This window comes from Labrenzia sp. CP4 (assembly GCF_001579905.1).
Lineage (GTDB): Bacteria > Pseudomonadota > Alphaproteobacteria > Rhizobiales > Stappiaceae > Roseibium > Roseibium algicola.
Genome location: NZ_CP011927.1, coordinates 867,739 through 891,221 on the forward strand (window position 1 = coordinate 867,739; position 23,483 = coordinate 891,221).

General features: G+C 59.5%; 20 protein-coding genes. 15 read left to right on the forward strand and 5 right to left on the reverse strand.

Annotated elements, in window-relative coordinates; all coding sequences use genetic code 11:
* The first annotated feature begins 237 nt into the window (after window positions 1-237).
* The gene (locus ACP90_RS04120) at window positions 238-1,857 is read left to right on the forward strand and encodes a GMC family oxidoreductase (protein ID WP_062486924.1); all 1,620 of its coding nucleotides are present in this window, start codon (window positions 238-240) and stop codon (window positions 1,855-1,857) included.
* A 270-nt stretch (window positions 1,858-2,127) separates the two neighbouring features.
* Here ACP90_RS04120 and ACP90_RS04125 read toward each other — a convergent pair whose 3' ends face one another.
* The gene (locus ACP90_RS04125) at window positions 2,128-3,567 is read right to left on the reverse strand and encodes a helix-turn-helix transcriptional regulator (protein WP_055661256.1); all 1,440 of its coding nucleotides are present in this window, start codon (window positions 3,565-3,567) and stop codon (window positions 2,128-2,130) included.
* Window positions 3,568-3,698: 131 nt separating this feature from the next.
* Between ACP90_RS04125 and ACP90_RS04130 the strand changes: the two genes are divergently transcribed.
* Complete coding sequence (locus ACP90_RS04130) at window positions 3,699-4,001, forward strand: LuxR C-terminal-related transcriptional regulator (protein WP_077291702.1); 303 nt, start codon at window positions 3,699-3,701, stop codon at window positions 3,999-4,001.
* A gap of 279 nt (window positions 4,002-4,280) precedes the next feature.
* On the opposite strand, the gene ACP90_RS04140 is transcribed toward ACP90_RS04130, so the two are convergent.
* Together ACP90_RS04140 and ACP90_RS04145 are read right to left on the reverse strand one after the other, a co-directional pair.
* Window positions 4,281-5,219 carry a LysR substrate-binding domain-containing protein gene (locus tag ACP90_RS04140; RefSeq protein ID WP_062486927.1) on the reverse strand — a complete coding sequence of 313 codons (939 nt, stop codon included), beginning with the start codon at window positions 5,217-5,219 and terminating at the stop codon, window positions 4,281-4,283.
* Between the two features lie 228 nt (window positions 5,220-5,447).
* On the reverse strand, window positions 5,448-6,251 hold the full coding sequence (locus ACP90_RS04145) for a creatininase family protein (RefSeq protein ID WP_062486929.1): 804 nt from the start codon (window positions 6,249-6,251) through the stop codon (window positions 5,448-5,450).
* A gap of 172 nt (window positions 6,252-6,423) precedes the next feature.
* Between ACP90_RS04145 and ACP90_RS04150 the strand changes: the two genes are divergently transcribed.
* The 6 genes from ACP90_RS04150 (at window position 6,424) to ACP90_RS04175 (ending at window position 11,992) form a co-directional block, all read left to right on the forward strand.
* Complete coding sequence (locus tag ACP90_RS04150) at window positions 6,424-7,419, forward strand: putative metalloprotease CJM1_0395 family protein (protein ID WP_062486931.1); 996 nt, start codon at window positions 6,424-6,426, stop codon at window positions 7,417-7,419.
* A 178-nt stretch (window positions 7,420-7,597) separates the two neighbouring features.
* The gene (locus ACP90_RS04155; RefSeq protein ID WP_062486933.1) at window positions 7,598-8,758 is read left to right on the forward strand and encodes an MFS transporter; all 1,161 of its coding nucleotides are present in this window, start codon (window positions 7,598-7,600) and stop codon (window positions 8,756-8,758) included.
* Window positions 8,759-8,807: 49 nt separating this feature from the next.
* Entirely contained in the window at window positions 8,808-9,596 is a 789-nt protein-coding gene (locus tag ACP90_RS04160; RefSeq protein WP_062486936.1) for an ABC transporter ATP-binding protein, read from the forward strand.
* A gap of 227 nt (window positions 9,597-9,823) precedes the next feature.
* Window positions 9,824-10,366, forward strand: coding sequence for a MarR family transcriptional regulator (locus ACP90_RS04165; RefSeq protein WP_062486938.1), 543 nt, complete (start codon window positions 9,824-9,826; stop codon window positions 10,364-10,366).
* A 149-nt stretch (window positions 10,367-10,515) separates the two neighbouring features.
* Entirely contained in the window at window positions 10,516-10,755 is a 240-nt protein-coding gene (locus tag ACP90_RS04170; RefSeq protein WP_145915713.1) for a hypothetical protein, read from the forward strand.
* A 256-nt stretch (window positions 10,756-11,011) separates the two neighbouring features.
* Window positions 11,012-11,992 carry a DUF1311 domain-containing protein gene (locus tag ACP90_RS04175; RefSeq protein WP_062486942.1) on the forward strand — a complete coding sequence of 327 codons (981 nt, stop codon included), beginning with the start codon at window positions 11,012-11,014 and terminating at the stop codon, window positions 11,990-11,992.
* Between the two features lie 25 nt (window positions 11,993-12,017).
* On the opposite strand, the gene ACP90_RS04180 is transcribed toward ACP90_RS04175, so the two are convergent.
* Window positions 12,018-12,896 carry a LysR family transcriptional regulator gene (locus tag ACP90_RS04180; protein ID WP_208993451.1) on the reverse strand — a complete coding sequence of 293 codons (879 nt, stop codon included), beginning with the start codon at window positions 12,894-12,896 and terminating at the stop codon, window positions 12,018-12,020.
* A gap of 117 nt (window positions 12,897-13,013) precedes the next feature.
* Between ACP90_RS04180 and ACP90_RS04185 the strand changes: the two genes are divergently transcribed.
* The 7 genes from ACP90_RS04185 to ACP90_RS04215 all read left to right on the forward strand — a co-directional run bounded on the left by ACP90_RS04185 (window position 13,014) and on the right by ACP90_RS04215 (window position 22,780).
* Window positions 13,014-13,403, forward strand: a complete 390-nt coding sequence (locus ACP90_RS04185; protein ID WP_062486945.1) for a glyoxalase — start codon at window positions 13,014-13,016, stop codon at window positions 13,401-13,403.
* Window position 13,404: 1 nt separating this feature from the next.
* Window positions 13,405-14,076: an SDR family oxidoreductase gene (locus ACP90_RS04190; protein WP_062486947.1), complete on the forward strand. Its 672-nt coding sequence runs from the start codon at window positions 13,405-13,407 to the stop codon at window positions 14,074-14,076.
* A gap of 20 nt (window positions 14,077-14,096) precedes the next feature.
* On the forward strand, window positions 14,097-15,188 hold the full coding sequence (locus ACP90_RS04195; RefSeq protein ID WP_062486949.1) for an alkene reductase: 1,092 nt from the start codon (window positions 14,097-14,099) through the stop codon (window positions 15,186-15,188).
* Window positions 15,185-15,523, forward strand: coding sequence for a cupin (locus tag ACP90_RS04200; protein ID WP_062486951.1), 339 nt, complete (start codon window positions 15,185-15,187; stop codon window positions 15,521-15,523). The genes ACP90_RS04195 and ACP90_RS04200 overlap by 4 nt, the downstream gene beginning before the upstream one ends.
* 298 nt (window positions 15,524-15,821) lie before the next feature.
* A complete protein-coding gene (locus ACP90_RS04205; protein ID WP_062486953.1) occupies window positions 15,822-17,555 on the forward strand; it encodes a serine protease in 1,734 nt (577 codons plus the stop codon).
* Window positions 17,552-20,650 carry an AAA family ATPase gene (locus ACP90_RS04210; RefSeq protein ID WP_062486955.1) on the forward strand — a complete coding sequence of 1,033 codons (3,099 nt, stop codon included), beginning with the start codon at window positions 17,552-17,554 and terminating at the stop codon, window positions 20,648-20,650. Before ACP90_RS04205 ends, ACP90_RS04210 begins: the two co-directional genes overlap by 4 nt.
* A 156-nt stretch (window positions 20,651-20,806) precedes the next feature.
* On the forward strand, window positions 20,807-22,780 hold the full coding sequence (locus ACP90_RS04215) for a DNA/RNA non-specific endonuclease (RefSeq protein ID WP_088665158.1): 1,974 nt from the start codon (window positions 20,807-20,809) through the stop codon (window positions 22,778-22,780).
* 141 nt (window positions 22,781-22,921) lie between these two features.
* On the opposite strand, the gene ACP90_RS04220 is transcribed toward ACP90_RS04215, so the two are convergent.
* The gene (locus ACP90_RS04220) at window positions 22,922-23,377 is read right to left on the reverse strand and encodes a methylated-DNA--[protein]-cysteine S-methyltransferase (RefSeq protein WP_023003661.1); all 456 of its coding nucleotides are present in this window, start codon (window positions 23,375-23,377) and stop codon (window positions 22,922-22,924) included.
* Between the last annotated feature and the right edge of the window lie 106 nt (window positions 23,378-23,483).

Sequence of the window (23,483 nt, forward strand, 5' to 3'; positions counted from 1 at the left end):
AACGTCAGGATCTTCTAGTGTGAGGGAAACAGCCGGGCGAATTCGCATCGGCGAGCGCCCACATATGTCTCTTTTCGAGTTTGCGAAGAAACAGAAAACCTGATCAGGATGAGGGTGTTAAAGGGTCACATCAGTGCCGGCGGAAGATTGCCTGGTCCGGCATGATGCAGATCATCGAAGTTTGGACCGCAGCAGGAAAGACTGCGGACAGGAAATGGGCAGGAAACGGGAAACGACATGAGCGGTCCGACTTCACTCGATGGAACCTACGATTATGTGATCGTCGGGGCCGGAACGGCCGGCTGTGTTCTGGCAAAACGGCTGACCGAAGATCCTTCGGTCAAGGTGCTGCTTCTGGAAGCCGGCGGTTCGGACAATTATCACTGGGTGCATATCCCGGTCGGATATCTCTTTTGCATTGGCAATCCGCGCACCGACTGGATGATGAAGACAGCCAGCGAGCCGGGCCTCAACGGACGCAGCCTGGTCTATCCGCGTGGCAAGGTTCTGGGTGGCTGTACGTCCGTCAACGGCATGATCTACATGCGCGGCCAGGCGGCGGATTACGACCATTGGCGTCAGCTTGGCAACGTCGGCTGGTCCTGGGATGATGTGCTGCCCTATTTCCTGAAGTCGGAAGACCATCATGCCGGAAAGTCAGGTTTGCATGGCGGTGGCGGTGAGTGGAAAGTCTCCAAGCAGCGCCTGAAATGGGAAATCCTCGAAGCCGTTCAGAAAGGCGCACGGGAGTTCGGTGTCGAACCGCGTGCGGATTTCAATGACGGCAGCAACGAAGGCAGCGGTTTTTTCGAGGTCAACCAGAATGGCGGCGTTCGCTGGAACACGGCGAAAGGTTTCCTTCGCCCGGCACTGAAACGGCCGAACCTGCGCTTGATCACCCATGCCGAAACCAGGTCGATCCTGCTGGAAGGCAAGCGTGCAGCCGGTGTTACCTTCACCGTGAAGGGGCAGGAAAGGACCGCGCGGGCGGAGCGCGAAGTTCTGCTGGCTGCGGGGGCGATCAATTCACCCAAGATCCTGGAGCTCTCCGGTATCGGCAATGGCGCGGTGCTGTCGCAGCACGGCATCGAGGTGAAGCATGAACGTGCTGGCGTTGGCGAGAACCTGCAGGATCACCTTCAGATCCGAACGGTCTACAAGGTCAAGAACGCCAAGACCCTGAACACCATGGCCAACAGTCTTTTCGGAAAAGCCTCGATTGCGCTTCAATACGGGTTGATGCGATCCGGGCCCATGTCGATGGCACCCAGCCAGTTCGGCATGTTCACCAAGTCAGATCCGTCGCTTGAAACGCCGGATCTCGAATATCACGTCCAGCCTCTCTCGACCGACAAGCTCGGCGACCCGCTGCATCCGTTCCCGGCAATCACGGTTTCGGTGTGCAACCTTCGTCCGGAAAGCGTTGGTGCGTCACATATTCAGAGCGGTGATAGTGGGCAGCAACCCGACATCAAGCTGAATTACCTGTCGGCGGAAAAGGACAAGCTCATTGCCCTCAAGTCCGTACGTCAGGCGCGGGAGATCATGACGGCCAAGGCCTTGCAGGCCTACCAGCCGGAGGAAATCCTGCCGGGGCCTCAGGTCGACAGCGACGAGGACCTTCTGAAAAAGGTCGGCGATATCGCCACCACGATCTTCCACCCGGTTGGAACCTGCCGGATGGGTCCGGACGAACAGTCGGTTGTCGATCCTCAGCTGAAAGTTCGCGGTCTCGATGGCCTTCGGGTTATCGATGCCTCGATCATGCCGAAGATCGTTTCCGGCAACACGGCTTCGCCCGTGGTGATGATCGCCGAAAAGGCGGCGGACATGATCCGGATGGAGCAACGGGGCTGAGGGGCACTGGTCGGAGAAATTGGGTGTGGTTGGTCCATTCTGCTGAAATCTGCCCACCCACTGCCTCATCCTGAGGAAGCGCCTTGGCGCTGTCTCGAAGGATGGGCGGCATATTCTGGGCAAGCGGCCCATCCTTCGAGACGGACCTGACGGTCCTCCTCAGGATGAGGGGGAAGTTGGTTGGGCTGAACTGAGTCGCGCTAACTTCAGCTGAGCAAACCTGAATTGAGTTGCTTGCGGCGTGTCCGGCAAGCCTCTGAAATTTCACACCTAATCAGCCGCCTTCACCCGATATGGCACAATGCCGCGCTGGCCTGAATCGATGAAAGGTTCCTTGTCGACGGCCGGGAAGGCGCGCTGGTCGCAATTGTCCCTCGGGCAGATGCGGCAGTTGACGCCAATGGGCTCGGGCGAGGAGATCTCGTCGACCGCAAGCCCGTCGGCATAGACGACCGCATCGGCATATTGCACCTCGCAGCCGATACCAAGCGCGTAGCGGCGCTCGCCGCTGCGGTAGTCCGGCTGGTGTTTGGTGATGCTGGTCGCCACGCAAAGATAGCGTACTCCGTCAGGCATCTGGGCGACCTGCGAGGTGAACTTGTTGGAGTTCTGTTCAAAGGCCTGATGGACGTTCCAGCGCGGGCAGGAGCCACCGAAGCGGGCGAACTGGAACCGGGTTGCACTGTGGCGTTTGACGACGTTGCCGGCCCGGTCGATCTTCACGAAGTAGAACGGCAGACCTTTGGCGCCGGGGCGCTGCAAAGTCGACAGACGGTGGCAGACGGTCTCGATACTGGCGTCCAGCCGGTTCGAAAGAAGCTGGATATCGTGCCGGGTTTCCGCAGCGGTTTTCAGGAAGTCGTCATAGGCCAGGATCAAGGCGCCCGCGAAATAGTTCCGCAAGGCCAGCCGTGCGATGCTTTCCGCCGACTTGGTCTTGAACCTTGCCCTGGTGACCTCTTCCGAAATGAGGTCCCGGACACACAGTTCAGCGACGACTGACCCAAGCAGGAAGCTCTTGGTCGATTGCGGAATGGCACTGTAGAGCGCGATGGTACGGGCGAAATCGTCCTGACGGATCAACGTGCCTCGATAGTCCGGAAATTCCGTGACTGATATACCGAAGCGTTCCTGAAGCCAGGTGGTCAGGGCGGTGAACTTCGAAGGGGCTTTCGAAAGTCCGATCTCCAGAGAGAGCTTCTCCGCGGCCCGGTCGATGCTGTCGACGTAATTGTCCATGTAGTGGAAATAGTCGCGGACCTCTTCATAAGCGGATTTCCGAGGTCCGGGACCGCTTTCCGGACTACCGCCGAGCTGGACCAGATCGTCCTCGTTCGCTTCCCGGTCGTGATAGGTCCGCAGCGCGCCGTAAAGATCCATGATCGCCTTGGTGACGCCTGGTGCCCGAGTGACCAGTTCATGCACTTCCTGCCGGCCGACGGAGGCTGTCAGAAACTGGGTGTCGGCGAAAATTTCCTGAAGATCCTGCACCACCCGGTCGAGGTCGTTCTGTTCGAAGGCTGACAGATCGACGCCAAAGATCCTGTTAATCGTTAGCAATACCGAGGCGGTGACCGGGCGGTTGTTGTTTTCGATCTGGTTCACATAGGCGGTGGACAGGCCGATTTTCTTTGCAAACTCCACCTGGGATAGGCCGAAATCCGAGCGGATTTGCCTCAACGTGTGGCCGGAATAGAGTTTTTTGCTCACGCTTGGCATCCTTCAGGATCAAATTGCAAAACTTTAACATTATGCAGTATGCATTTTAACATTTTACAATAGCCTGATAATCATGAAAAGTCCTGCCACCACGGAGGAATACAAACCCAAGGAACATAGTGATGACCGCTCATTTCGCCTTGCCGACAAGTTCCGCAGTCAATGGTAGCGCCGGCCCGTTCGCCGCAGGCATCCGTTGGCCGATCAACCTCACCGACCTGGTGACGCCGCGCCAGCTGGAAATCATGGTGAAGCTGTGCGAAGGCAAGGTGAACAAGCAGATTGCCTATGAGCTGGACGTGTCGATTGCGACCGTCAAAGCGCATATCCGCAATGCGATCACACGTCTCGGGGCGAAAAATCGCACCAATGCGGTTGCCATCGTCGCTGCCAACAGCGCGATTTTCCAGAACGCAGCCGCCTGATCTGGTGACAGACCAGCCTTCCGGACATCCAGCCAGAAACCTGTGGGTGTCCGGAGGTGGGTCAAACTGAAATACCGGTGCAGCCAGTTCGACTTTTTTTGATCAGGCGTGCGTCTGACAGATTGTGTAAGCCCCATCGACTGCGGAATATCGCGAAAAAATAAATGCGAACCGCAGCCTGTCTGACGGCGAGACCGCCGTCAGTCGCTTGCATTTGGTCGTCGAAAACCTGCTTCCCGACACCGCTGAACATACGGGCCGGACGTTTCCGGCAAAGTATCAGGCTGTCCGCTTGATCATGGATGTGCGGATGCTTTCCACTTCCGTGGCGAGGAAGTCGCAAAAGTCCTTGGCGACAATGGAAATCGGCCGGTGGGTCGGTGTGAGGATCGACAGGCTGTTCTGTATGCGCGGCCGGAACGGACGAAAGACGATCATGGGCGGGCCCATGCCGAGCCGACCCTTTTCCTGCGCATTGTAGGCCGTGATCATGTCGCACATCAGGGCGCAGAGGCCTGCTTCGACGAAGCGGAGCCCAAGCCAGGCCGTCTGAAGTTCAAAGCGCTGGTTGAAACGAACTCCGGCATCGCGAAAACGGGCGAGTGTCTGCCGGTGGCTGCGATGTTCTGAATGAAGCAGCGCCAGCGGATATCCATCCAGTTCAGTCGGGGTAATGACTTCCTTCGAGGCCAGGGGATCGGTCGCGGGGATCGCGCACATGCATTCCAGGTCGAAGTCGATCTGGTCGAAGGAATTTCGGGCTCTCGGTGTTTCTGCAAATCCGATATCGAATTGCTGCGCGGCGATCAGTTCCTCGATTTCGGCTGACGTTCTGCTGGCCAGGGCAACCTTGACGCTTGGCTTGTCGGCAATGAACTTCGACAGGCTGTTGGGCAGGAAATCGGCCGTCGCTTCCGGTATGCCTGCGACCCGCAGTTGGCCGTGTTCCCGGTTGGCGAGACCGCGCAGGGTGCGCTTGGAAATTTCCAGCCGCTTGAGAATGGCTTCCGCTTCTTCCAGGAAGAATTCCGCTTCCGGTGTCGGAACCAGACGGCCTTGCTCGCGAACGAACAGTTTCAATTCCAGTTCGGTTTCAAGACCCGCGATTGTGGAGCTGACTGCAGGTTGCGTCCGGCCAAGCGTACGCGCGGCTTCAGAAATCGAGCCACTTCGCATGACCTCTCGAAAGGTCGCCAGTTGCCGAATAGAAAGATTCATGGTTCTGCGAGAACCGCCCTCTCAAATCTCCACCTTTATTAATGTGTCGCCTAAACAGGTGCAGGTCAATACATGCAGAGAATTGTCGTGTATTCTTGTGGGTTTAGCTGAATAAACGCGAATAATACCTGCTTCGATCCCGTAATATTGCTAGACTACGAAATCGAATGCTTCCCTTCGCGTAAGCTCAAGCCGTCCCGGCAAGCTCGGGACGATTTCCGGCTGGTCTCAAGGTGCCGGTGACCAGAGCCTTGCAAGATCGAAGTTGTTGACGTCCTCAAGCAGCTCGATAAAGCCGCGTGCTGCGTGATCGAGCGATTGCCGACCCTTTTCAGCCGTGGCCAGCGAGGCGTTGCCGAGCGCGCCCGTTACGTTTAGGTCCTGCGCCTTCCAGCCGTATTGGGCTTTGCCGTGGCCACGCAGATGCTTGAATTCCTGCAGGTAAGTTTGCTGTTCCGACGGAAAATCGGTGGCAAGCTCCATGCGGACAAGATCAGGACGCAGATGTAACATCAGTGATGTTTCGATGTCGCCGCCATGTATGCCGTAGGTGAATTCCGCGTCGGCATACAGCCCGTCGGGCTGACCGAACCGCAGCCAGTTGGTGGCGGTGACGAACATGTCGTGTTTCACGCGTAGCTCCCGCGCCACGATATCCAGAACAGGAACGTTGCCGCCGTGGGAGTTGATCAGCACAAGTTTGCGAATTCCGGCACGAGCGACGCTTTCACCCAGCTCTAGCCAGGCGCGTGTGACCGTGTCCCAGGCCAAGGTCAATGTGCCGGGTGAAGAGATGTGTTCGTCCGATTTGCCGACGGCCTGTACGGGTAGGAAAGTCACAGGCAGACCAGTGGGCAGAAGCTCGAGTACCCGCTTGACCTGACCTTCTGCGATCGTCGTGTCCGTGGACAGTGGCAAATGCGGGCCGTGCTGTTCGATGGCCGCAACGGGAAGAACCGCGATCCAGTCTTCAACTCCTTGCGACTGAAAGTCGAGGGTTGTCATGTCTTGCCAATACGGCTTGGGCAGCATGGATCCGTTCCGCTTTGAAGGTACGTCACTTTCTCCTTTGCATAGCGTGTCCGAGCAGGCAAGAGGCGGTAGCAGAACGGCCATTGAGCGAGTGGGTCTTCACGAACTTATGATGCCGGATTCTTAACCGGTGTTTAGAATTTGCTGACGCCTTTTTGGGACAATTCGCGCCATGATCGGCGCAATCCTGTCAAATACGCCGGCAACGATCCTGAGAGGAAGCGGTGTCGCGGCTGAACGCGATCCTGGTTCTGGGGAAAATACCCATGGCCGGGACCAGGCTTCTGCGCGTGCAAGCCAGGCAAGTGCCCAGGCAATCTCTGCCCGTGCCGGCAATACGCCGACCTTGACCGCACAAGCCGTGATCGCCCTGCAGGAAGCCGACGGTTCTGCCGATGCGCCGGGTCGATCCCGCCAGGCAACTGCACCTGGAAATCCCGAAAGCGAAGAGACCGAGACCGGAACGCCCGCAAATGCGGCGCCTGCTGGCGACAGTGCTGATGCGGAGACCGAAGCCGCCAGCGGTGGAGCTGGCCAGGCACAGGATGATGCTGCAAAGGACGAAGATCCTGATGGCGACGGCCTTGACCAGGCCGAGGAAAAGCAGGTCGACAAATTGAAACAGCGGGACCAGGAAGTCCGTGCCCATGAGCAGGCACATGCCCGTGTTGGCGGTGCTTATGCCGGGGCGCCCAGCTACACCTTTCAGCAGGGACCGGACGGCAAGCGGTATGCCATAGGGGGCGAGGTCCAGATCGATACCTCCAGGGAACGCACACCGGAAGCCACGATCCGCAAGATGCAGGTCGTCATTCGCGCTGCGACCGCACCTGCCGATCCGTCTTCTCAGGATCTGAAGGTGGCGCAGCAGGCAAGGGCCCAGATTTCCGAAGCGCAGGCAGAAGTCCGGCAGAAAAAGTCGGAAGAACTGTCCGGGGATGATGACGACGGGAATGTCAATTCCGCCTCCGGTCCCGATCCTGAAACTGTCGGTGCGGACAGCACGACTGGCCGGAACAATTCTGGCGGCTCGGATAGTGCCGAGAATGTTGCCGGAACCAGCGGGGACAGGGCCCGGGCGGAAACAGCTGCAGCCATTTCCGCCTATCAGTCCGCAGTGGAGCGGACCAATGAAATCCAGTCCCGTCTGTCCGGGCTGGCCACTTGAGCCGGCAATCCTGGTCCTGCGTAGAAACGAGACCTGGCTGCAGGCATTTTTTCCTATCGCGGAAGCCGGTTTAAGGCGCTGCTCATTTCACCCGGAATGATGCTTGTCAGGCCGGCACTTGCGTGACAGAAAGACGGCTCCCTTTCGGGCGCTCGCCCTCCCAGAAAATGTTAGCTCCATGTCAGTTTCAATTCAGCGCCAAGCCATTGCCGCGCGTCGTGTCGTTTCGGCGATCTTCTTCATGTGCGGAACCAGTATCGGTACGTGGGCATCGCGAATTCCCAATATCAAGTCTGCAACCGGGCTCGATGAAAGCGGCTTCGGCATTCTTCTGCTTGTCATGGCTTGCGGTGCGTTTGTCGCCTTTCCCATAACCGGAATGCTGATCGACCGCCTGGGCGCGGCTCCCATGACAAAGTTGCTGGCAGTCGCCAACATCATCAGTTTCGTTTTGATCGGTCTTTCGCCCAACGTGGCCTTGCTGACAGCGGCATTGTTCCTGGCAGGGCTGAGCATTGGTGCGCTGGATATTTCCATGAACGGCTGGGGTGCTGAAGTGGAAAAGGCGCTGGAGCGTCCGATCATGTCCTCCTATCACGGGCTGTACAGCCTGGGTGCGGGTGTTGCTGCCCTGGCCGGCGGGCTTGCGATCATGGCGGATCTCAGCGTGCTGTCGCATTTTGTCCTGTGGGGCATCGTCGCGGCGCCATTCCTTGTCTGGTATTGGCGCCAATCCTGGCCGCAGACCAAGACGGAAAACGAAGATGGCAGCAAGGCACCGCTTTTCGCGCTGCCCAAGGGGGCTCTGGTGCTGGTCGGGCTGATGGCGCTGGTGGCAGCGCTCGGCGAAGGCGCAGTAACGGACTGGGCCGCGCTCTATCAGATCGAGGATCTTGGCGTTGCCGAGTCGATCGCGCCCGCCGCTTTCACGATTTTCTCTATCGCCATGGTGATCATGCGCCTGTCCGGTGACAAGGTGATCGCCCGCTTCGGGCCCGTGCCGACCGCGCGGGTCAGCGGTATCGTCGCGCTGCTCGGGTGCATCCTGCTGGTCTCCGGCGCAGGTCTGTGGTCTGTGTGGGCCGGCTGTTTCGTGATGGGCCTTGGGTATGCGGTGCTGTTTCCGCTTGCCATGTCGCGGGCAGCCAGTGATCCGCACATGTCGAAAGGGGCTGCCCTTGCGGCCGTTGCGACACTTGGCTATGGAGCTTTTCTGTTCGGTCCGCCGCTGCTGGGCTTTGTTGGCGACTATCTCTCGCTGAGAGCGTCGTTCATCACCGTTGCGGTGCTGACGGTTGCCATTCCGCTGCTTGCAGGGGCGCTCAAGGTCAAGGACTGACGGATACTGTGGAGACGGTTCACATAACGGGAACGCTGGAAGCGATCACATGACGTCACACAAAAAGGCCCCCGTCGTCGTATCCCTGAACGGTATCGGCAAGGTTTTCGAAAACGGCACGACCGCGCTCGACGATTTCTCCCTGGATGTGCGTGAAGGTGAATTCGTGTCCCTGCTTGGGCCATCCGGGTGCGGCAAGTCGAGTGCGCTCAGGATCATCGCCGGATTGTCCGATCCCAGTACGGGGACCGTTTCCTGGCCGGCGGAGCGAAGCGGGCAGGAGGAACATGAGCTCGGGTTCGTGTTCCAGGAGCCGACCCTGATGCCGTGGGCAACGGTTTTTGCCAATGTCTGGTTGCCACTGCGGTTAAAGGGCGTATCTCGCCAGGCTGCCCGGGACAGGGTGATGGAAGCACTTGCGACCGTCGGACTGGCTGACTTTGCAGAAGACTTTCCCCGTCAGTTATCCGGCGGCATGAAGATGCGGGTCTCGATTGCCCGGGCGCTTGTCACCCGGCCAAAAGTTCTTCTGATGGACGAACCCTTTGCCGCGCTTGATGAAATCACCCGGTTCAAGCTTAACAACGACCTGCTGCACCTGCAGAAGACCTTTGGCTGGACCGTGCTTTTCGTGACGCATTCGGTATTCGAATCCGTCTATCTCTCCAGTCGCATCGTGGTGATGGCCGCCCGGCCAGGCCGGGTGATACGCGAGATGGAAATCGACGCGCCTTACCCGCGAGAAGACAGTTTCCGGACTTCCGCCGAATACAGTCAATATTGCCGCGAGGTTTCCGATGCGCTGCATGGTGCACTTGAGCCGGCTGACGCGCTTTAAAAAGGTGCCGGATGTCCATGGTAATGGTCTGTATCACCGTTCGACAGAGGCACGTCAGCGGTCGGTACATCAAAAGTTAGCTGGATAACAAGCGCCAAGTCTGCGCAGTCTCAGTAAAATCGACTTTTCTCGGGCGAGTGTCATTTGACGGTTAAATACTCCCGCTAGGGTTCCGCCGCATCATTGATGAACGTGATTCGAGTTGATTGGAAGACGGGGTTGCTGCGATGGCTTTTAATTACAAGAAAAGCATAACGTTTCGGCTGGTTCAGGCGGCGAAGGCGCAGCGGGCCCGGTCCGGGGCGCATCTCATGCGAATCGGGCTGCACCCCGGCCAGGAACTGGTGCTGAAGGTCCTGGCAGATACGGACGGGCGCACAATGAGCCAGCTGGCTCTCGCGCTTGGTGTGCAGCCGCCCACCGTCACCAAGATGGTGACCCGGCTTTCCAGTCAGGGATATGTTCGCCGCCAGGTTTCCGACACGGACGGCCGACTTGCCCGGGTTTATCTGACCGATGTCGGCCGTGAACTGGTGCTGTCGGTGGACAAGGCCTGGAAGCGTCTGGAACGGGAAGCCATGTCCGGTCTGGAGGACAAGGACCGCAAGAAACTGCGGAAGCTGCTGCGGCAGGTCGAGAAGAACCTGTCGATTTCCGTCGACGACGACCCGGAACACGAGGCCGATTTCGACACAGACGGCGATGAAGTCGCGGAAGCCGAAGCCAAGGAAAAAGACAAGGCCAAGGAGAAGGAACTTTCAGTGGCCTGATCCGCGTCTGGCTCCCGAAACTCCCGTCAGCCGCCAGATGGCACCATGTGCAAGGCGGCCGGCAAAGATTACAAATCCGTCATTTGAAAAGGGGCTTTGTGCTTCTTACCTCCGTCGCAGCCAGACTGGCACATACGGAGGATGCACACATGCAACTGAGGTATCGGACGATAAACGAGGACCGCGGTGCCCGCCGGGCAGCAGAGCTGCGAGACCGGTTCCGGCACGTGTCGGATGCTTCCATCAACCACCCGCAATTCGGTTTGAGACAGGGTGCGCAAGCCCGCACCTGGAGCGAGGTCAAATCCCGTCAGTCTCAATTTCAGGAGCTCATGGCCTGGAGTGTGCTGGCGGTGGTGATGGTCTTCATCGGATTGATGATACTCTAGACATCGCTGCCATCCTGGCTGAAACCTACCGGTGACGCTTCGGACAAAGCGGCACCGGCACGAGATGAACACGCGGCGAACGGCTGGACCGTTCGTCGCTTTTTTGTGTCTACCGGCCATGGCCCATCTGGGGGATGCAGGGCTCTGCTCTCCGGCGCTAGAGCATTCGCGTTTCACAAACGGTTGATCCGGCTTATGAAGATTGTCGAGGACGTCGCAAGCAACCGCTGTCGTCAACAGCAACTGGGGGAATGCCATGAGTGCCACGATGACTGGCGGGAGAAAGAATTGGTTCGGGCAATCCGCAGCCGTCAGGCGCGGGAAAGCTGCCCGGCTCTCTGCGACGCTGGCTCACGGTAAAACCCTCCTGCCTTTCCTGGCATTCATTGTTTTCCTTGCCGGAACAAGTTCAGCGGCAACCGCGCAGACGCCTGATCCCGAACCGAAATTGCCGGCGGGTCTTGAAGCCGAGATTGAGTCTTGCAAGGCGGATCCAGCGAACCGGATCGGCGGCGCCGCGATTGGCGAGTGCCTGGAGGACCGGGCAGCGGAACGGCGGGCGGAACTGGACCGCAGACGCGAAAAACTCGCTGAACGGCTCTGCAATCCCGCGCATACGAAACAGCTGTTTGAAGGTGGAAAAACCTGGGAAGCGCTGCGCCAGAGCGAATGCGGATTGCTTGGCAAGCTCCCGGGAAATACCGCGTCCTATATCAACATGGCGTCCTGCGAGATGACGCTGGCACTTCAGCAAAGCGAGGCGCTGGCTTTACTGGAGGATTTTGCCAATCCGTGGTGCCCTTCCTACGAACTGGTCGAAGACGCAAGCCGGAAGGGCGAGCCGGTGCCGGGCGAAGCAGTCGAGATTGTGGGCAGCTCCCTGTCGTGGACATTCGAGCCCACGCCAGACGCCCGGATCGTCGTGTCGGACAGTGTGTCCGGAGAGGTCGTTCCACTCGATATCTCTGGTTGCTCGTTTTGTTCGGGTGATGCGGACAATTGCGAGCAGGACGGTATCTACACCATGCGCGAAGACCCGGAACGTCCGCTTTTTGTCGCGGTTTGCCACAAGGGCGCACATTCCCAGCGTCTGACCCTGTTCGACCCGGTGGTCCGGGGCGCTGAACCCGTCGTTGAGAGTACGGGCGAATATTTCATCGAATGGCAGATTCAAAAGGGACGGCTGGAGTACCGGCCGGACGGGGCAGGGGGCGCAGTCTGGCCCGAATACGACTGACCAATGGCTGGCGGCTGGACTGCGTTCATTTGAATGCAGTTTCCAGTTCCTCCAGCAAGGCCTTGATCCGCCGCACCTCTGACCGGCCTTTTGGATAAACAGCCTGTAGCCCGGCGGGGGGCAGCTCGAATTCCCGCAGCAATGGCACGAGTTTGCCCGCTGCCAGGTCTTCAGCAACATCCCACTGGGACTTGCGGGCAATCCCGAACCCGGCGAGACACCAGTCGCGCACCAGCCCGCCGTCATTTGCCGTGCGCCGTCCACTGACCGGCCAGCGCACTATCTTGCCGTCGATCAGGAACTGCCAGGAATTGTCGGGCTCGGAGCCAAAACGCATCAGCAGGCAATCGTGCCGGGCAAGGTCCCGAGGATGGTGCGGACGGCCATGGCGTTCCACGTAAGACGGAGCCGCACAGACAATCCGGGCGTTGGCCGCAAGCTTGCGGACGATAAGTGTTGAATCCTTCAACTCCCCATACCGGATCGCAACGTCGTACCCCTGCGAGGCAACGTCCACGAAACCGTCGCTCAGGTGAAGATCGATCGTCACGTCCGGATGAACTTCCAGAAACCGATCCAGCACGGCCCGAAGGCGTGTTCTGCCGAGATCAAGCGGTGCCGACAGGCGAATGGGTCCGGCCAGTCTTTCAGCGCCTAACCGGATACGGGCATCCAGCTCTTCGGCCTCGGCGAGCAGGCGACGGGCGCCGTCCAGCAGCAAACGCCCTTCCTCGGTCAGACTGAGGGCGCGCGTGCTCCGTGTCAGCAATCTGACGCCGTAGTGAGCCTCAAGTGCTGCCAGCCGCTCGGACGTCGTAGCGGGGGAATAGCCCATCTCCCTGCCCGCGGAGGCAATGCCTCCCGTTTCCGCAATGCGCACGAACAGCGCGAGATTGTCCAACATTATTCGAAAATTCCGAATTTTAGTTTCGGAATTGTCTCAATTATCTGCCCTTGCCGCAAGCATTAGGTTCGTGGGCAACAAAGGCAGTCCGATGATTGCTGCCGGAAAGGAAACGGGATGCTGCTCGATCATATCACCATCAGAACCCACGATCTCGTGACGACACGTGCCTTCTTCCTTCAGGTCTTCGACGATCTGGAGGAGCGCCCGCGTCCTCGCCGCATCCGCCAAATTCCGGGGCACTGGCTCTACTACGGCAATGAACCTCTCATTCATCTGATCGGAATTCCTCCACACGCCGAAGAGGATCGGCAGGCCGACGGCTGGGACCACATCGGTTTCCGCCTCGAAGGTTACGAGGCTTTCCGGGCAAAGCTGGAACGGCTCGGCATTGCCTATTCCCCCATGGATCTGCCGGAACTGGGCGAGCGTCGTCTGTTCTTTCGCACGCCCACCGGTCAGCTGATTGAAACCGTCTTTCGGGAAACCGACCAAAGGAGTGCGTGAGATGACATTTACCAAGGAAACAAGAACCGTGGTCATTGGCGGCACATACGGCATCGGAAGTGCCGTGGCCGATGCGCTGGAAAGCCGGCCGGGAGAGGTCTTGCGCGCAGGGCGCTCCAATGGACTGGACGTTGAAGACCCGAAAGAGGTTGCTGTCTATTTCGCCGCGATCGGTCCGGTTGACCATGTGGTTTTCACGGCCGGCAGCCAGGCACCGGGTGGACCCGTGTCCGGTCTTGATCTCGAGGCAGCCAAAACCGCTTTCGATACGAAATTCTGGGGTGCGGTCGCAGTGGCGCAAGCTGCGGCCAAGCATGTTCGACCGGGCGGTACCATAACATTCACCAGCGGTTTTCTAGCGCGGCGAACGGTTCCCGGAACCTTTGTGAAAACCACAATGAATGCGGCGCTGGAGGCAGGTGCCAAGGTGCTGGCGAAGGAGCTTGCTCCCGTCCGGGTCAATGTCGTCAGCCCGGGCCTTACCGATACATCCGCTTACGCCGCAATGGATCCAGCTGCCCGGACAGCCATGCTGAACAAGGCTGCTGAGACCCTTCCCGCCGGGCGTTTCGCAAAGCCGGCGGATGTGGCGGCGGCCTATCTCCTCCTGATCGACAACCCTTCCATGACCGGTGCCGTGATCGATGTCGACGGCGGCGCCCTGATCAACTGACGTTTGTGAAAGGACTTTCCATGACCAGCCTGTTCGACCGATATGACCTCGGTCCGCTTGCCCTGCCGTCGCGCATCGTGATGGCTCCCATGACGCGCTCGCGCAGTACGCAGCCGGGCAATGTGCCCAATGACATGATGGCGGACTATTACGCCCAACGGGCAAGCGCCGGGATGATTGTCAGCGAGGCCACGCAGATCTCACCGCAGGGCCAGGGTTACAGCTTCACTCCCGGCATCCATTCGGCGGAACAGGTCGATGGCTGGCGCAAGGTGACGGACGCCGTTCACCAAAAAGGCGGACGCATGGTGTTGCAGCTCTGGCATGTCGGCCGCATGAGCCATGCCCAGTTCCAGGGTGGAGGCCAGCCGGTTGCCCCTTCGGCCATCGCCCCGGCTGCGTCCATCTGGGCGGTTGACCCGGAGACCGGGCAGGGTGGCATGATCGAATGTCCCGTTCCGCGAGCACTCACGGTTGAAGAGATTTCTGCCATCGTCGAGGATTACCGGACAGCTGCAGCCAACGCCAGGGCAGCCGGGTTTGACGGTGTCGAGATCCATGCCGCCAATGGGTATCTGATCGACGAATTCCTGAGATCGACCTCCAATCGGCGGACGGATGCTTATGGCGACAGTCAGGAAAACCGCATCCGGTTTGCGTGGGAAGTGGCCGAAGCCGTTTCAAAAGTCATCGGGGCGGAGCGGACCGGCATTCGCTTTTCACCCTTCATCACCCAGCGTGGCATGGACGATCCGGCAGCACCGCAGACGATCCTGAAGCTCGCCGGGGAACTGGACAAGATCGGTCTTGCCTATGTTCATCTTGCCGAAGCCGATTGGGACGACGCGCCTGAAACGCCCGAAAGCTTCCGGGCTGCCTTGCGAGAGGCCTACTCCGGTACCGTCATTGTTGCCGGCGGCTATACCAAGGTGAAGGCAGACCGGATCCTTGCAGATGGATATGCGGACCTCGTTGCCTTCGGTCGTCCTTTCATCGCGAACCCGGACTTTCCGCGCCGCCTGGCGGACGGAGTGCCGCTTGCCGATTTCGATGGGTCGACGCTCTTCGGTGGCGATGCCGCAGGTTACACAAGCTATCCGGTGGCAGCATGACCACACCAATGAGCAAGGCAGAGATTGCAATGGCGACCGACAGGGTCGGGACGCATCTGGTGTCGGAAGAAAACGGCGTGAAAGTCTGGCATCTCCGACTGGCGCCGGGAGAGACGCTGCCCGCCCACCGGCACGAGCGGCCTTATTTCTGGAGCGTCCTGACCGATGGCAAGGCGACTTCTCGTCAGGCGGATGGCCGCATTCTGGACGTGACCTATAGGGCGGGTGATACCCGGCATATGTCAGATCTGTCGCCGGATACGGCCTTCGTGCACGATCTCACCAACACGGGCGAAGCGGAACTTGTTTTCGTGACCGTCGAATTCGTTCGGTAAACGGGTTTCGGCGTCAGGACGAGTGGAATGAGGACGATACCTGTTGCTTTGCTGCGAGCACAGGACCGTCCTTTTCAGCGTCTGCGGCAGCATCAGGCGGCGTATACTTGTGCGTTTATTTTCAGCTTGAATGACGCTATAATTGTGTCCTTGGGTTCCGAAGCCTGGGAGAACGTGCGGTTGGCCGTATTTTGACCGACAAGACGCATATTCTCATCCGACCGTCGGCGGTTGACTGACGTGCCGGCTCGAAGAGACAGGCTCCATTGTTTTAACGATTCTCGATACGGTGTTGGTCATGCCGGTAACCAGTGCAGAGCTGAAGCAGCATCTGGAGCAGAATGAAGCGGCTGTCGACAGGGTGTTGCGCCGGGTTCAGGGGTTCACGGATTCCCTGATGACGCTGGATGCCTTGCGCAGCACGGCGGGCATCACCGGGCAGCCTCTTGAAGAACTGCTGGCTGATTTTCTGAACGAGGAAAATCTCGGCTGGGAGTTCATGTTCCACCTCACCCAACCAATCGAGCCGATCAACGCCGCCAATTTCGACCTCGAGGATCTCGGTGATTTCGCGCACAAGATGCTGGGCTTCAAGCTGTATGTTTTCGATGAAATAGGATTTTGCGGTATCGCGACACTCGTGTCTCACCGGCTCGCGCTGACCGCCTGGCATGTGACGGTCAAGGACAAGCGGAAGGAGCGCCGGTCCGGCCTCACGGTTCGCACGCAAGAAGGGAGCAAGTCGCTGCGCGTGCTTGGTGTGCGTTTCGAGATGCCTTGCCATGACGATCAATGGGATGTCGGCCTGCAGGACGGGGATATCCTGCGTGCCAACCCGGATGTCGCCTTGCTCGCCATCGAGCAACCGATGACAACGTATTACGAATTGCCGGCGAAACCTCCGGCGTGGATCACCGGGCGGAGAAAGCTTTGCCTGAGCCACAGACAGGACGACAACGGCAGGGGCGTCACCTTCGTTACCGGTCGGGCGACGATCGATGATCCTCCTCGTATCCAACTGGAATGGGAGGACGGCGTCACCAAACCCGGGTCGTCAGGCGGGTCGGTTTTCGACACGGATCTTGCATTCGCAGGCTTCCATCAGGGACAGCTGAACGGCGTTTCCGAGATCGTTCCTTACGCCACCTTCGCTGGCATAGAGGAATTTACCCAGGCAATTGCGGAGGACCGGGCACCGCCTTACATCTATTCGCTGACAGGGCGTGTCGATGGTCATCTGATTATCGGACGGCAGCGCTATTGTCATGCCATCCATGACGTGGTGCGGGGAGCCGCCCGTCACTTGCGCGGGATCTGGATCAAGCGGATGGAAATCGACCAGACGACCGGTCTTGAATTTTCCTACGATCTCTTGTGTCAGGTTCTGGCGCAGAACGGTCAAGCGGCGCAGGTGTTCAGGGTTGAACTGTCTCTGGGAATGGAAGACCTGCTGGAAACGCTGAACGAGAGATTGCACGGCGGAACGCCGCTGCTGGCACGGCCGGGGGCTGCGGACGACGAAACCAGTGAAGGGGCAAGCGACAAGGACCGCGCCAGACAACTGGTGGACCTCCTGGCCAAGACGACCGGCGCAACCGCGGACAAGCCGAGCTGGATTTATTTCGACAATCCGCGCGGAGGCTTGCGCAAGGCGGCACAACAGCAACTGGAACTGCTTCTGGCAATGATCCTGAGCGATACGCGCCTTCGATTTGTCATGGCCGGTGGAGAGACATACAGCGTTCCGGGGCCAAAGGCGGAAAATGCCAGTGCGCTGACCGGGCCGGGGGTGATGGTGGATTACATCGGCCAGTTCGACCGCGAGGATGTGCGTCATACGCTTGAGGCGATCAACCGATCGCTGGGGCTTGGCCTGCCGACGCATGTGGTCGATTTCGTTCTGATGCAGGCCCTTCACGGCGTGCAAGCCCAGGGAACGGTCTATCGCAGTGCGGAAGTGAAAACCGTCTCGGAAAATCTGCAAAGGTCTCTCGCACCGTTGCTTCCGGCCGAAGGAGCATCATCGCCATGAGCAAGGACGCTGATCAGCTCGCGGAAGGCCTGAAGGCGGCCATGCGGTTTGCCGCAACGCGCAAAACCTTCACGCCGCGTGATGCGGTGGAGGCGGCGTCCAAGGTCTTGCAGGACAAGCTGACGCCATTGACGATTGCCCGGCTGCTGACAGAGCTCAACAAGGTCGTCCTGGAAATATCCTCCGAGCCGGTCTGGTCTCTTCGCAACGGGCCTCGCCATGGTGTGCTCAAGACCATCGAAACACCGGAGGAAGACACACCTGTTGCCAGAGCCCTGCGTGGTGACGAACCGTTCTCGCAGGAGACCATCGAACGACTGATTGCGGAGACTCCGGATCTGCCCGAGCAGGATCAGCTCAAACGGATCGAGGAGATATCCGATGACCTCGACAGGGCCGGACCGAGTGCGCCTGCCTATCCGTTGCTGGTGCGCCTGCGCGGTGTCATGAACCGCGTGGATGCAGCAAGGCGGGCCAATGCCATGCTGAGCCGAGAGTTTTTTGGCCGGGAGAAGGAACTGGCCCGCTTGCTCGACTGGTGCGCGCGGCCTCAGGAAAAAACACCTGTCAGCGCCTTGTTCATCACCGGCCTGCCGGGCATCGGCAAATCCTTTCTGATTGACCGGGCAATGGCGGAACACAGGTCTGTTCAAAAGGCGCCAATCGTTCTGCGCTTGGACTTCGACCGGCGCGGGCTGAACCTGGAAGATCCCGACAAGCTGGTGCATGAGCTCTCCCGCCAGCTGGGTGACATCCTGACAGACGAAGCCCCCAGACTGCGCGACCTGAGGCTCAAGTATTCCGGCAATGCGGAAACGACCGGCACGACGGTGAGCAGTACCCTTTTGCCGACCGAGCTGGTCGATGCCATGGGCGCTGCGGTGCGCTCGCATGGCGGGCAGGTGGTCCTGGTGCTGGATACGCTTGAAGTGTTGCGCGGTCATGGCGAAACCCGGCCCATTCTGCTGTTCGAGGTTCTGGACAATCTGGTGCGGGCCGGGCTGTCGCCGATCTCGATCATTGCGGCCGGACGGGGAGATGCGCTCGATTCCGTCCGCAAACGCATCGAGGGACCGCCTCTGGAGCTGGAAGGCCTGAGCGAGACGGAATCCCGCAATCTTCTGGACAAGTTGGGGGCTCCGCCGGATTTGCATGACAGGATCTTCGAACTTTCGCGTGGCAACCCGCTGATGCTGCGGCTTTCAGCCAAGGTAACGCAGGCGGAGGACTTCGATCCGGGCGAACTGGAATACGGCGAAGCAGGCAGCATCACGGAAGCCTATCTTTACCGGGCTATCCTTTCGCGCATTGACGACCCGCTGCTGGCGAAGCTGGCACACCCTGGTCTTGTCCTGCGCCGGATCAGCGCCGAGGCAATCCAGTTCGTTCTGGCGCCGGCGCTCGGGCTCGGTGAGCATATCGACGAAGCTGCGTCCAGGCGACTTTGGCAGGAACTCAGCAGCCACCATTGGCTGGTGGCCGTTGACGGTCAGGACTGGCTGAAACACCGCAGCGACCTGCGGCGGGAAATCCTGCCCATGCTCTACGTCGAAAAGCCGGAGCTGGCCGCAAGAATAGACCGGGCGGCGGCAAACTGGTTTGCCGGGTTCGACCGAGAGACCGCGCTCTATCATGCCTTCCAGGCGACGCGGGCCGGAGACCCGATGCCAGAATTCACCGCAGGCGACGTTGCGGGCCTCAGCGAAGATGAGCTGGACGAGCTTCCTCTTCCGGCGACGAATGCCATCCTGCAGGAGCGCGGGGAACGCTCGCGCCGGGCGCGCTATACCAGCAGCGAGCAGGGAACATCCGAACCGGTTCCGACTTCAAAAGCGGAGGAGGTCGAGCCGGAACTGATCCGCGAACTCGAACTGACCCTTCGGCGGGGCGATGTGTTCGAGGCCGATCATATCTTCACTCTCAACAACGCCTTTCCGCGAAATCCGTCACCTTCCCGTCCCGAGGCTGCTGCCACGCTTGCCTATTTCTGGCTGTCCGGCCAGTGGGCGCGGGCCATGTCACTTTGGCGGAAGCTGCCGAAATCCTTGCTGGAACGATTGAGCCGTGAAGACCCGGGCCTCTACGGGCTGGTTCTGCTGGAAATCGAGGCGGAAGCGGATTTCGACGGACTTGTCGCCCGGTTGCGGGGTGATGAAAAACTGGCGGCAACAGCCTGGCAGGCGCGTTCCGAGGGTTCCAGGATTGCCCTGAAGGGGGCGCTGGAATTCGCTCTCATGGCCAGCCAGGAAGGGCGGCCGGAGTATGTGGAGATCCTGGATCCGGTTGCCATGTCCGTCTTCAGGTTCGGTGAGAGAGTTTCGGAGTACCCGGCAGATGCAATCCGGCAGGGTGCCAACCGCGCCGAGCGGTTTGCGATCATGACCGGACAACAGCATCCCGACACGGATCAGCACACCATTGCCCGAATGAACCCTGCAATCGCGCCCTTGAGCGTTCTTGCACGCATTCAGCACAGTCCGCGCATGGCGCAATATCTGCGCGGCTTTTACGAGGGGTTGCATGAAACGCTGGAAATGCTGGGAACGCCTGATCTCTTCGACAGTTTTGAACGCTACTCCAGCGACATCGAGATCGAAGGACCGGAAATTCTGGGGGCGCTGGGCCTTACCTGCGACTGGGTAGGGGCATTTGCAGTGTTCAATGCTGTTCCGGATGCGCCGACGGTTGCGCGGGCGGCCGAACGCTGGCGTCGCTTCAGTGGCGGTATCTGGTCCTACCCGGGTACGCCGCCGTCTTACTGGGGCAACAGCGAGAGCGATGTCTTGCTGATGGCGCGGGTCAACAGTCTGCTTTCGCGGAAGGATCCGCCGGCAACCGCCCGGGCGCTGTTGCGGCGATTGGCCTATGCGGCCGACTATCCCGACACGGAAGAAGGGGCCCGGCGTGCCCGGAGTGTTTTCGAGCGGCGACTGATGCGGCCTCTGGCAATGGCGATGACCGCGGGCTCTGCCCAGGACATTGCAGCTGCCCTTGCACCCAGGCTCATGGGGCCAGCCCTGACAGCGGCGTTGGCCGTGATCGGGGCTGATGCTGCGAAAAGAAACGAACCGGTCGACGTGTCGACATTGTTCTAGTCGCGTGCGTTTGCAGGTTCGTCAAACACGAAAGAAAGGAGAGAACCGGGCACTGTTCAGGTTCCGTGTTTCCGGCGAGGCCGCAAGCCTCGTCGAAGCCCGAACCTATGGGGAATACCGGACAATAATACAGACATTGATATTGGAGGAATTTCCATGAACACGCGAGCATTATTGGAAAGTCAGGGACGGCTCGAAGCATTGAAATCGGGCGGACGGCTTGAGGCTGCGAAACGCGCCATCGAGGCAGGACACCCCTTTGTCGAGCAACTTGGACTGGACATACCGGACACGCTTGATGCGCTGGATATGTCCCTCGGCCAGCTTGAAGCCGCCGGCACGCCGTTGACGCAACTGGAAGCCATCGTGCGACTGGTTACCCGGCCGCCGATGGTCGTTGAAAACGGCGCGGTCTCGCTGATCCCGCTGCCGGATGAGTTTGGTGCCGACATAGATATCAAGATCAAGCGGAACGAACACTGGATCGGCTCGGTCGGGCGGGTTGAATTCATCAACCACTCGATGACCTGGGGCGGAACCGCCTGGGTGGTTGGAGAAGAAGCCGATGGCCGGCATCTTCTTGTCGTGACCAACCGGCACGTGGCAAAGATTGTCGCACGCCGAAACGCTAGGGGAGAGGGCGTCTTCATGCGCTCGCCCTTCACGATGGTCCGTTACGGTGCGCGCGTGGATTTCAACGAAGAGGTTGGCGCGTTGCCGTCAGACGAGCGCCCGGCCGAGATCCTTCGCTTCACCTATCTTGCAGATGATGCCAGCGCCGATGTCGCGATCGGGCGGATCGAAAAACCTGTCGGCTTCGCCGTGGCGCCCTTGCCTCTGGTGGATACGGACGCGGAAACGGACGAGATCGTTGCGGTGATCGGCTATCCGGCCTTCGACAGCCGAAACGATCGCACCGAAATGGAGAAGTATTTCAAGGGCCTCTACGATGTGAAGCGGTTTGCTCCGGGCAAGATGATGCCGGTTACGCCGGGAACCGTACTCAGCCACGACTGCACCACGCTCGGTGGAAACTCCGGCTCGCCGATCCTGAGCCTTGATCGCAACAAGGTGGTGGGGTTGCACTTCGCCGGAGCCTATGGAATTGCCAACAGCGCTGTCAGGGCGAGCACGCTGCGGGACCTTCTGTCAGGCAACCGGCCAACGCAGGTCCTGGTCGAGGCTAGCCTTGAACAGGAGGTGGCCGACGGTTTCCACGACCCGAACCATTTTATCGGCCGGAACGGCTACGATCCCAACTTCCTGTCGAAAAAGGTCGACTTTCCGAAGTTGCCGGACGGCATGTTCAATCTGGCCAGCCCGACGGATGCGCTCGCCGGCCGTCCGCATGAGCTGCGCTATACCCACTTCGGGCTTCTCTATGATGTCGATCGCAGAAGCCCCGTGGTCACTGTCGTCAACATCGACGGCGAAAAGGCAATCAAGATCAAACGCAAGAAACCGGACAAGTGGTTTTTCGATCGGCGCATTCCGGTGGAAGCGCAGCTCGGCAAGGGCGACTTCCCGGGAGATCTCGACCGGGGACACATGGTCCGGCGCGAGGACCCGAACTGGGGCGATGACCACCCGGTGGCGCAACTGGCAAACGACGATACGTTCCACTACACGAACGCCTCGCCGCAGCATTCCTCCCTCAACCAGAACCGGTCCACCTGGCAAGGTCTGGAAAATCATATCCTCGACAGCACAAAGACCCATGCATTCCGGGCAACGGTCTTCACCGGCCCCTTTTTCGACGATGACGAGGATCCGTTCCTCGATGGGGTCGGCATCAATCTGCCCCTGCAGTACTGGAAAGTGGTGGTGATGGATGCCTTGCAGGACGACGGCAGTCTTCGGCTACACGCGACCGCCTATCTGTTAAGCCAGGGACAGGCCATTCAGAAATACCTGCAGGACCGCCGCGAGTCGGAAGCTGTCGAAGGGTTCGCCTTTGGTGAGTACAAGACGTTCCAGGTGTCCGTTGCCTTTCTGGAAGACCTGTCGGGCTTCGATTTTGGACAGTTGAGGGATGCAGACCCGCTGGCGGCGCTTGCAGACGAGCTTGAGCTGCCCGACAGCCGACCGCAGTTTGTTGAGATCACGGGAGCAGATTCTCTGGTCCTGTGAGAAAATGTGAGCCTGCCGTGCGCGTGAGATGACCAATCGATCCGAGCATGCGTCTCGGCGGGTCCCTGCCGTTGCTCCGGTCTTTGCCTTTATCGGCAGGGCCGGAGTGGCAGGTGTTTGACATCGACGACTTGAGTTGCGCTAGACCAGGAACGGGTAGCCCCCCTCCAGTTTCAGAAGGGCGATCTTTGTTTCCGTGCCGCCCGAGCCGGAATATCCGCCAAGGCCGTTCGCCGACAGGATCCGGTGGCAGGGGATGATGATCGGTATCGGGTTGGCGCCGCAGGCCTGGCCGATCGGCTGCCCATATGTGTCCAGTTCCCTGGCAAGGTCGCCATAGGTGCGGGTTCCGCCATAGGGGATTGCGAGCATTGCCTTGAACACCGCCTGGTGCAGCTCGCCGCCTTTCGGGGCGAGCGGCAGGTCGAAGGTTTTCAGATCACCCGCGAGATAGGCCTGTACCTGGCGTGCCGCTTCCTTGAGCAACGGTGTTTCTTCTTTGCCAGAGGGCCCGTTCCAGTGTAATTGGGTGATTGCGCCGTCAACTTCCGTAATGGAAAGGCGTCCCAGCCATGTTTCAATTTCTGCAACCGGCATAACCGTCCCCGCTTGTCTTTTAAGGTTAGGTAGTGGGTTGGTGCAATTATCTCAACCGGACCGTTCCTGCCGGGACATGTCCGCTACTCTCTTTTTCATCTGCGGA

Excerpts from the sequence above, each read along its gene's own strand:
- ACP90_RS04120 (WP_062486924.1), top strand. The coding sequence starts at position 238 with ATGAGCGGTCCGACTTCACTCGATGGAACCTACGATTATGTGATCGTC.
- ACP90_RS04130 (WP_077291702.1), top strand. The coding sequence starts at position 3,699 with ATGACCGCTCATTTCGCCTTGCCGACAAGTTCCGCAGTCAATGGTAGC.
- ACP90_RS04140 (WP_062486927.1), bottom strand. The coding sequence starts at position 5,219 with ATGAATCTTTCTATTCGGCAACTGGCGACCTTTCGAGAGGTCATGCGA.
- ACP90_RS04145 (WP_062486929.1), bottom strand. The coding sequence starts at position 6,251 with ATGCTGCCCAAGCCGTATTGGCAAGACATGACAACCCTCGACTTTCAG.
- ACP90_RS04150 (WP_062486931.1), top strand. The coding sequence starts at position 6,424 with ATGATCGGCGCAATCCTGTCAAATACGCCGGCAACGATCCTGAGAGGA.
- ACP90_RS04155 (WP_062486933.1), top strand. The coding sequence starts at position 7,598 with ATGTCAGTTTCAATTCAGCGCCAAGCCATTGCCGCGCGTCGTGTCGTT.
- ACP90_RS04160 (WP_062486936.1), top strand. The coding sequence starts at position 8,808 with ATGACGTCACACAAAAAGGCCCCCGTCGTCGTATCCCTGAACGGTATC.
- ACP90_RS04165 (WP_062486938.1), top strand. The coding sequence starts at position 9,824 with ATGGCTTTTAATTACAAGAAAAGCATAACGTTTCGGCTGGTTCAGGCG.
- ACP90_RS04170 (WP_145915713.1), top strand. The coding sequence starts at position 10,516 with ATGCAACTGAGGTATCGGACGATAAACGAGGACCGCGGTGCCCGCCGG.
- ACP90_RS04175 (WP_062486942.1), top strand. The coding sequence starts at position 11,012 with ATGAGTGCCACGATGACTGGCGGGAGAAAGAATTGGTTCGGGCAATCC.
- ACP90_RS04180 (WP_208993451.1), bottom strand. The coding sequence starts at position 12,896 with ATGTTGGACAATCTCGCGCTGTTCGTGCGCATTGCGGAAACGGGAGGC.
- ACP90_RS04185 (WP_062486945.1), top strand. The coding sequence starts at position 13,014 with ATGCTGCTCGATCATATCACCATCAGAACCCACGATCTCGTGACGACA.
- ACP90_RS04190 (WP_062486947.1), top strand. The coding sequence starts at position 13,405 with ATGACATTTACCAAGGAAACAAGAACCGTGGTCATTGGCGGCACATAC.
- ACP90_RS04195 (WP_062486949.1), top strand. The coding sequence starts at position 14,097 with ATGACCAGCCTGTTCGACCGATATGACCTCGGTCCGCTTGCCCTGCCG.
- ACP90_RS04200 (WP_062486951.1), top strand. The coding sequence starts at position 15,185 with ATGACCACACCAATGAGCAAGGCAGAGATTGCAATGGCGACCGACAGG.
- ACP90_RS04205 (WP_062486953.1), top strand. The coding sequence starts at position 15,822 with ATGCCGGTAACCAGTGCAGAGCTGAAGCAGCATCTGGAGCAGAATGAA.
- ACP90_RS04210 (WP_062486955.1), top strand. The coding sequence starts at position 17,552 with ATGAGCAAGGACGCTGATCAGCTCGCGGAAGGCCTGAAGGCGGCCATG.
- ACP90_RS04215 (WP_088665158.1), top strand. The coding sequence starts at position 20,807 with ATGAACACGCGAGCATTATTGGAAAGTCAGGGACGGCTCGAAGCATTG.
- ACP90_RS04220 (WP_023003661.1), bottom strand. The coding sequence starts at position 23,377 with ATGCCGGTTGCAGAAATTGAAACATGGCTGGGACGCCTTTCCATTACG.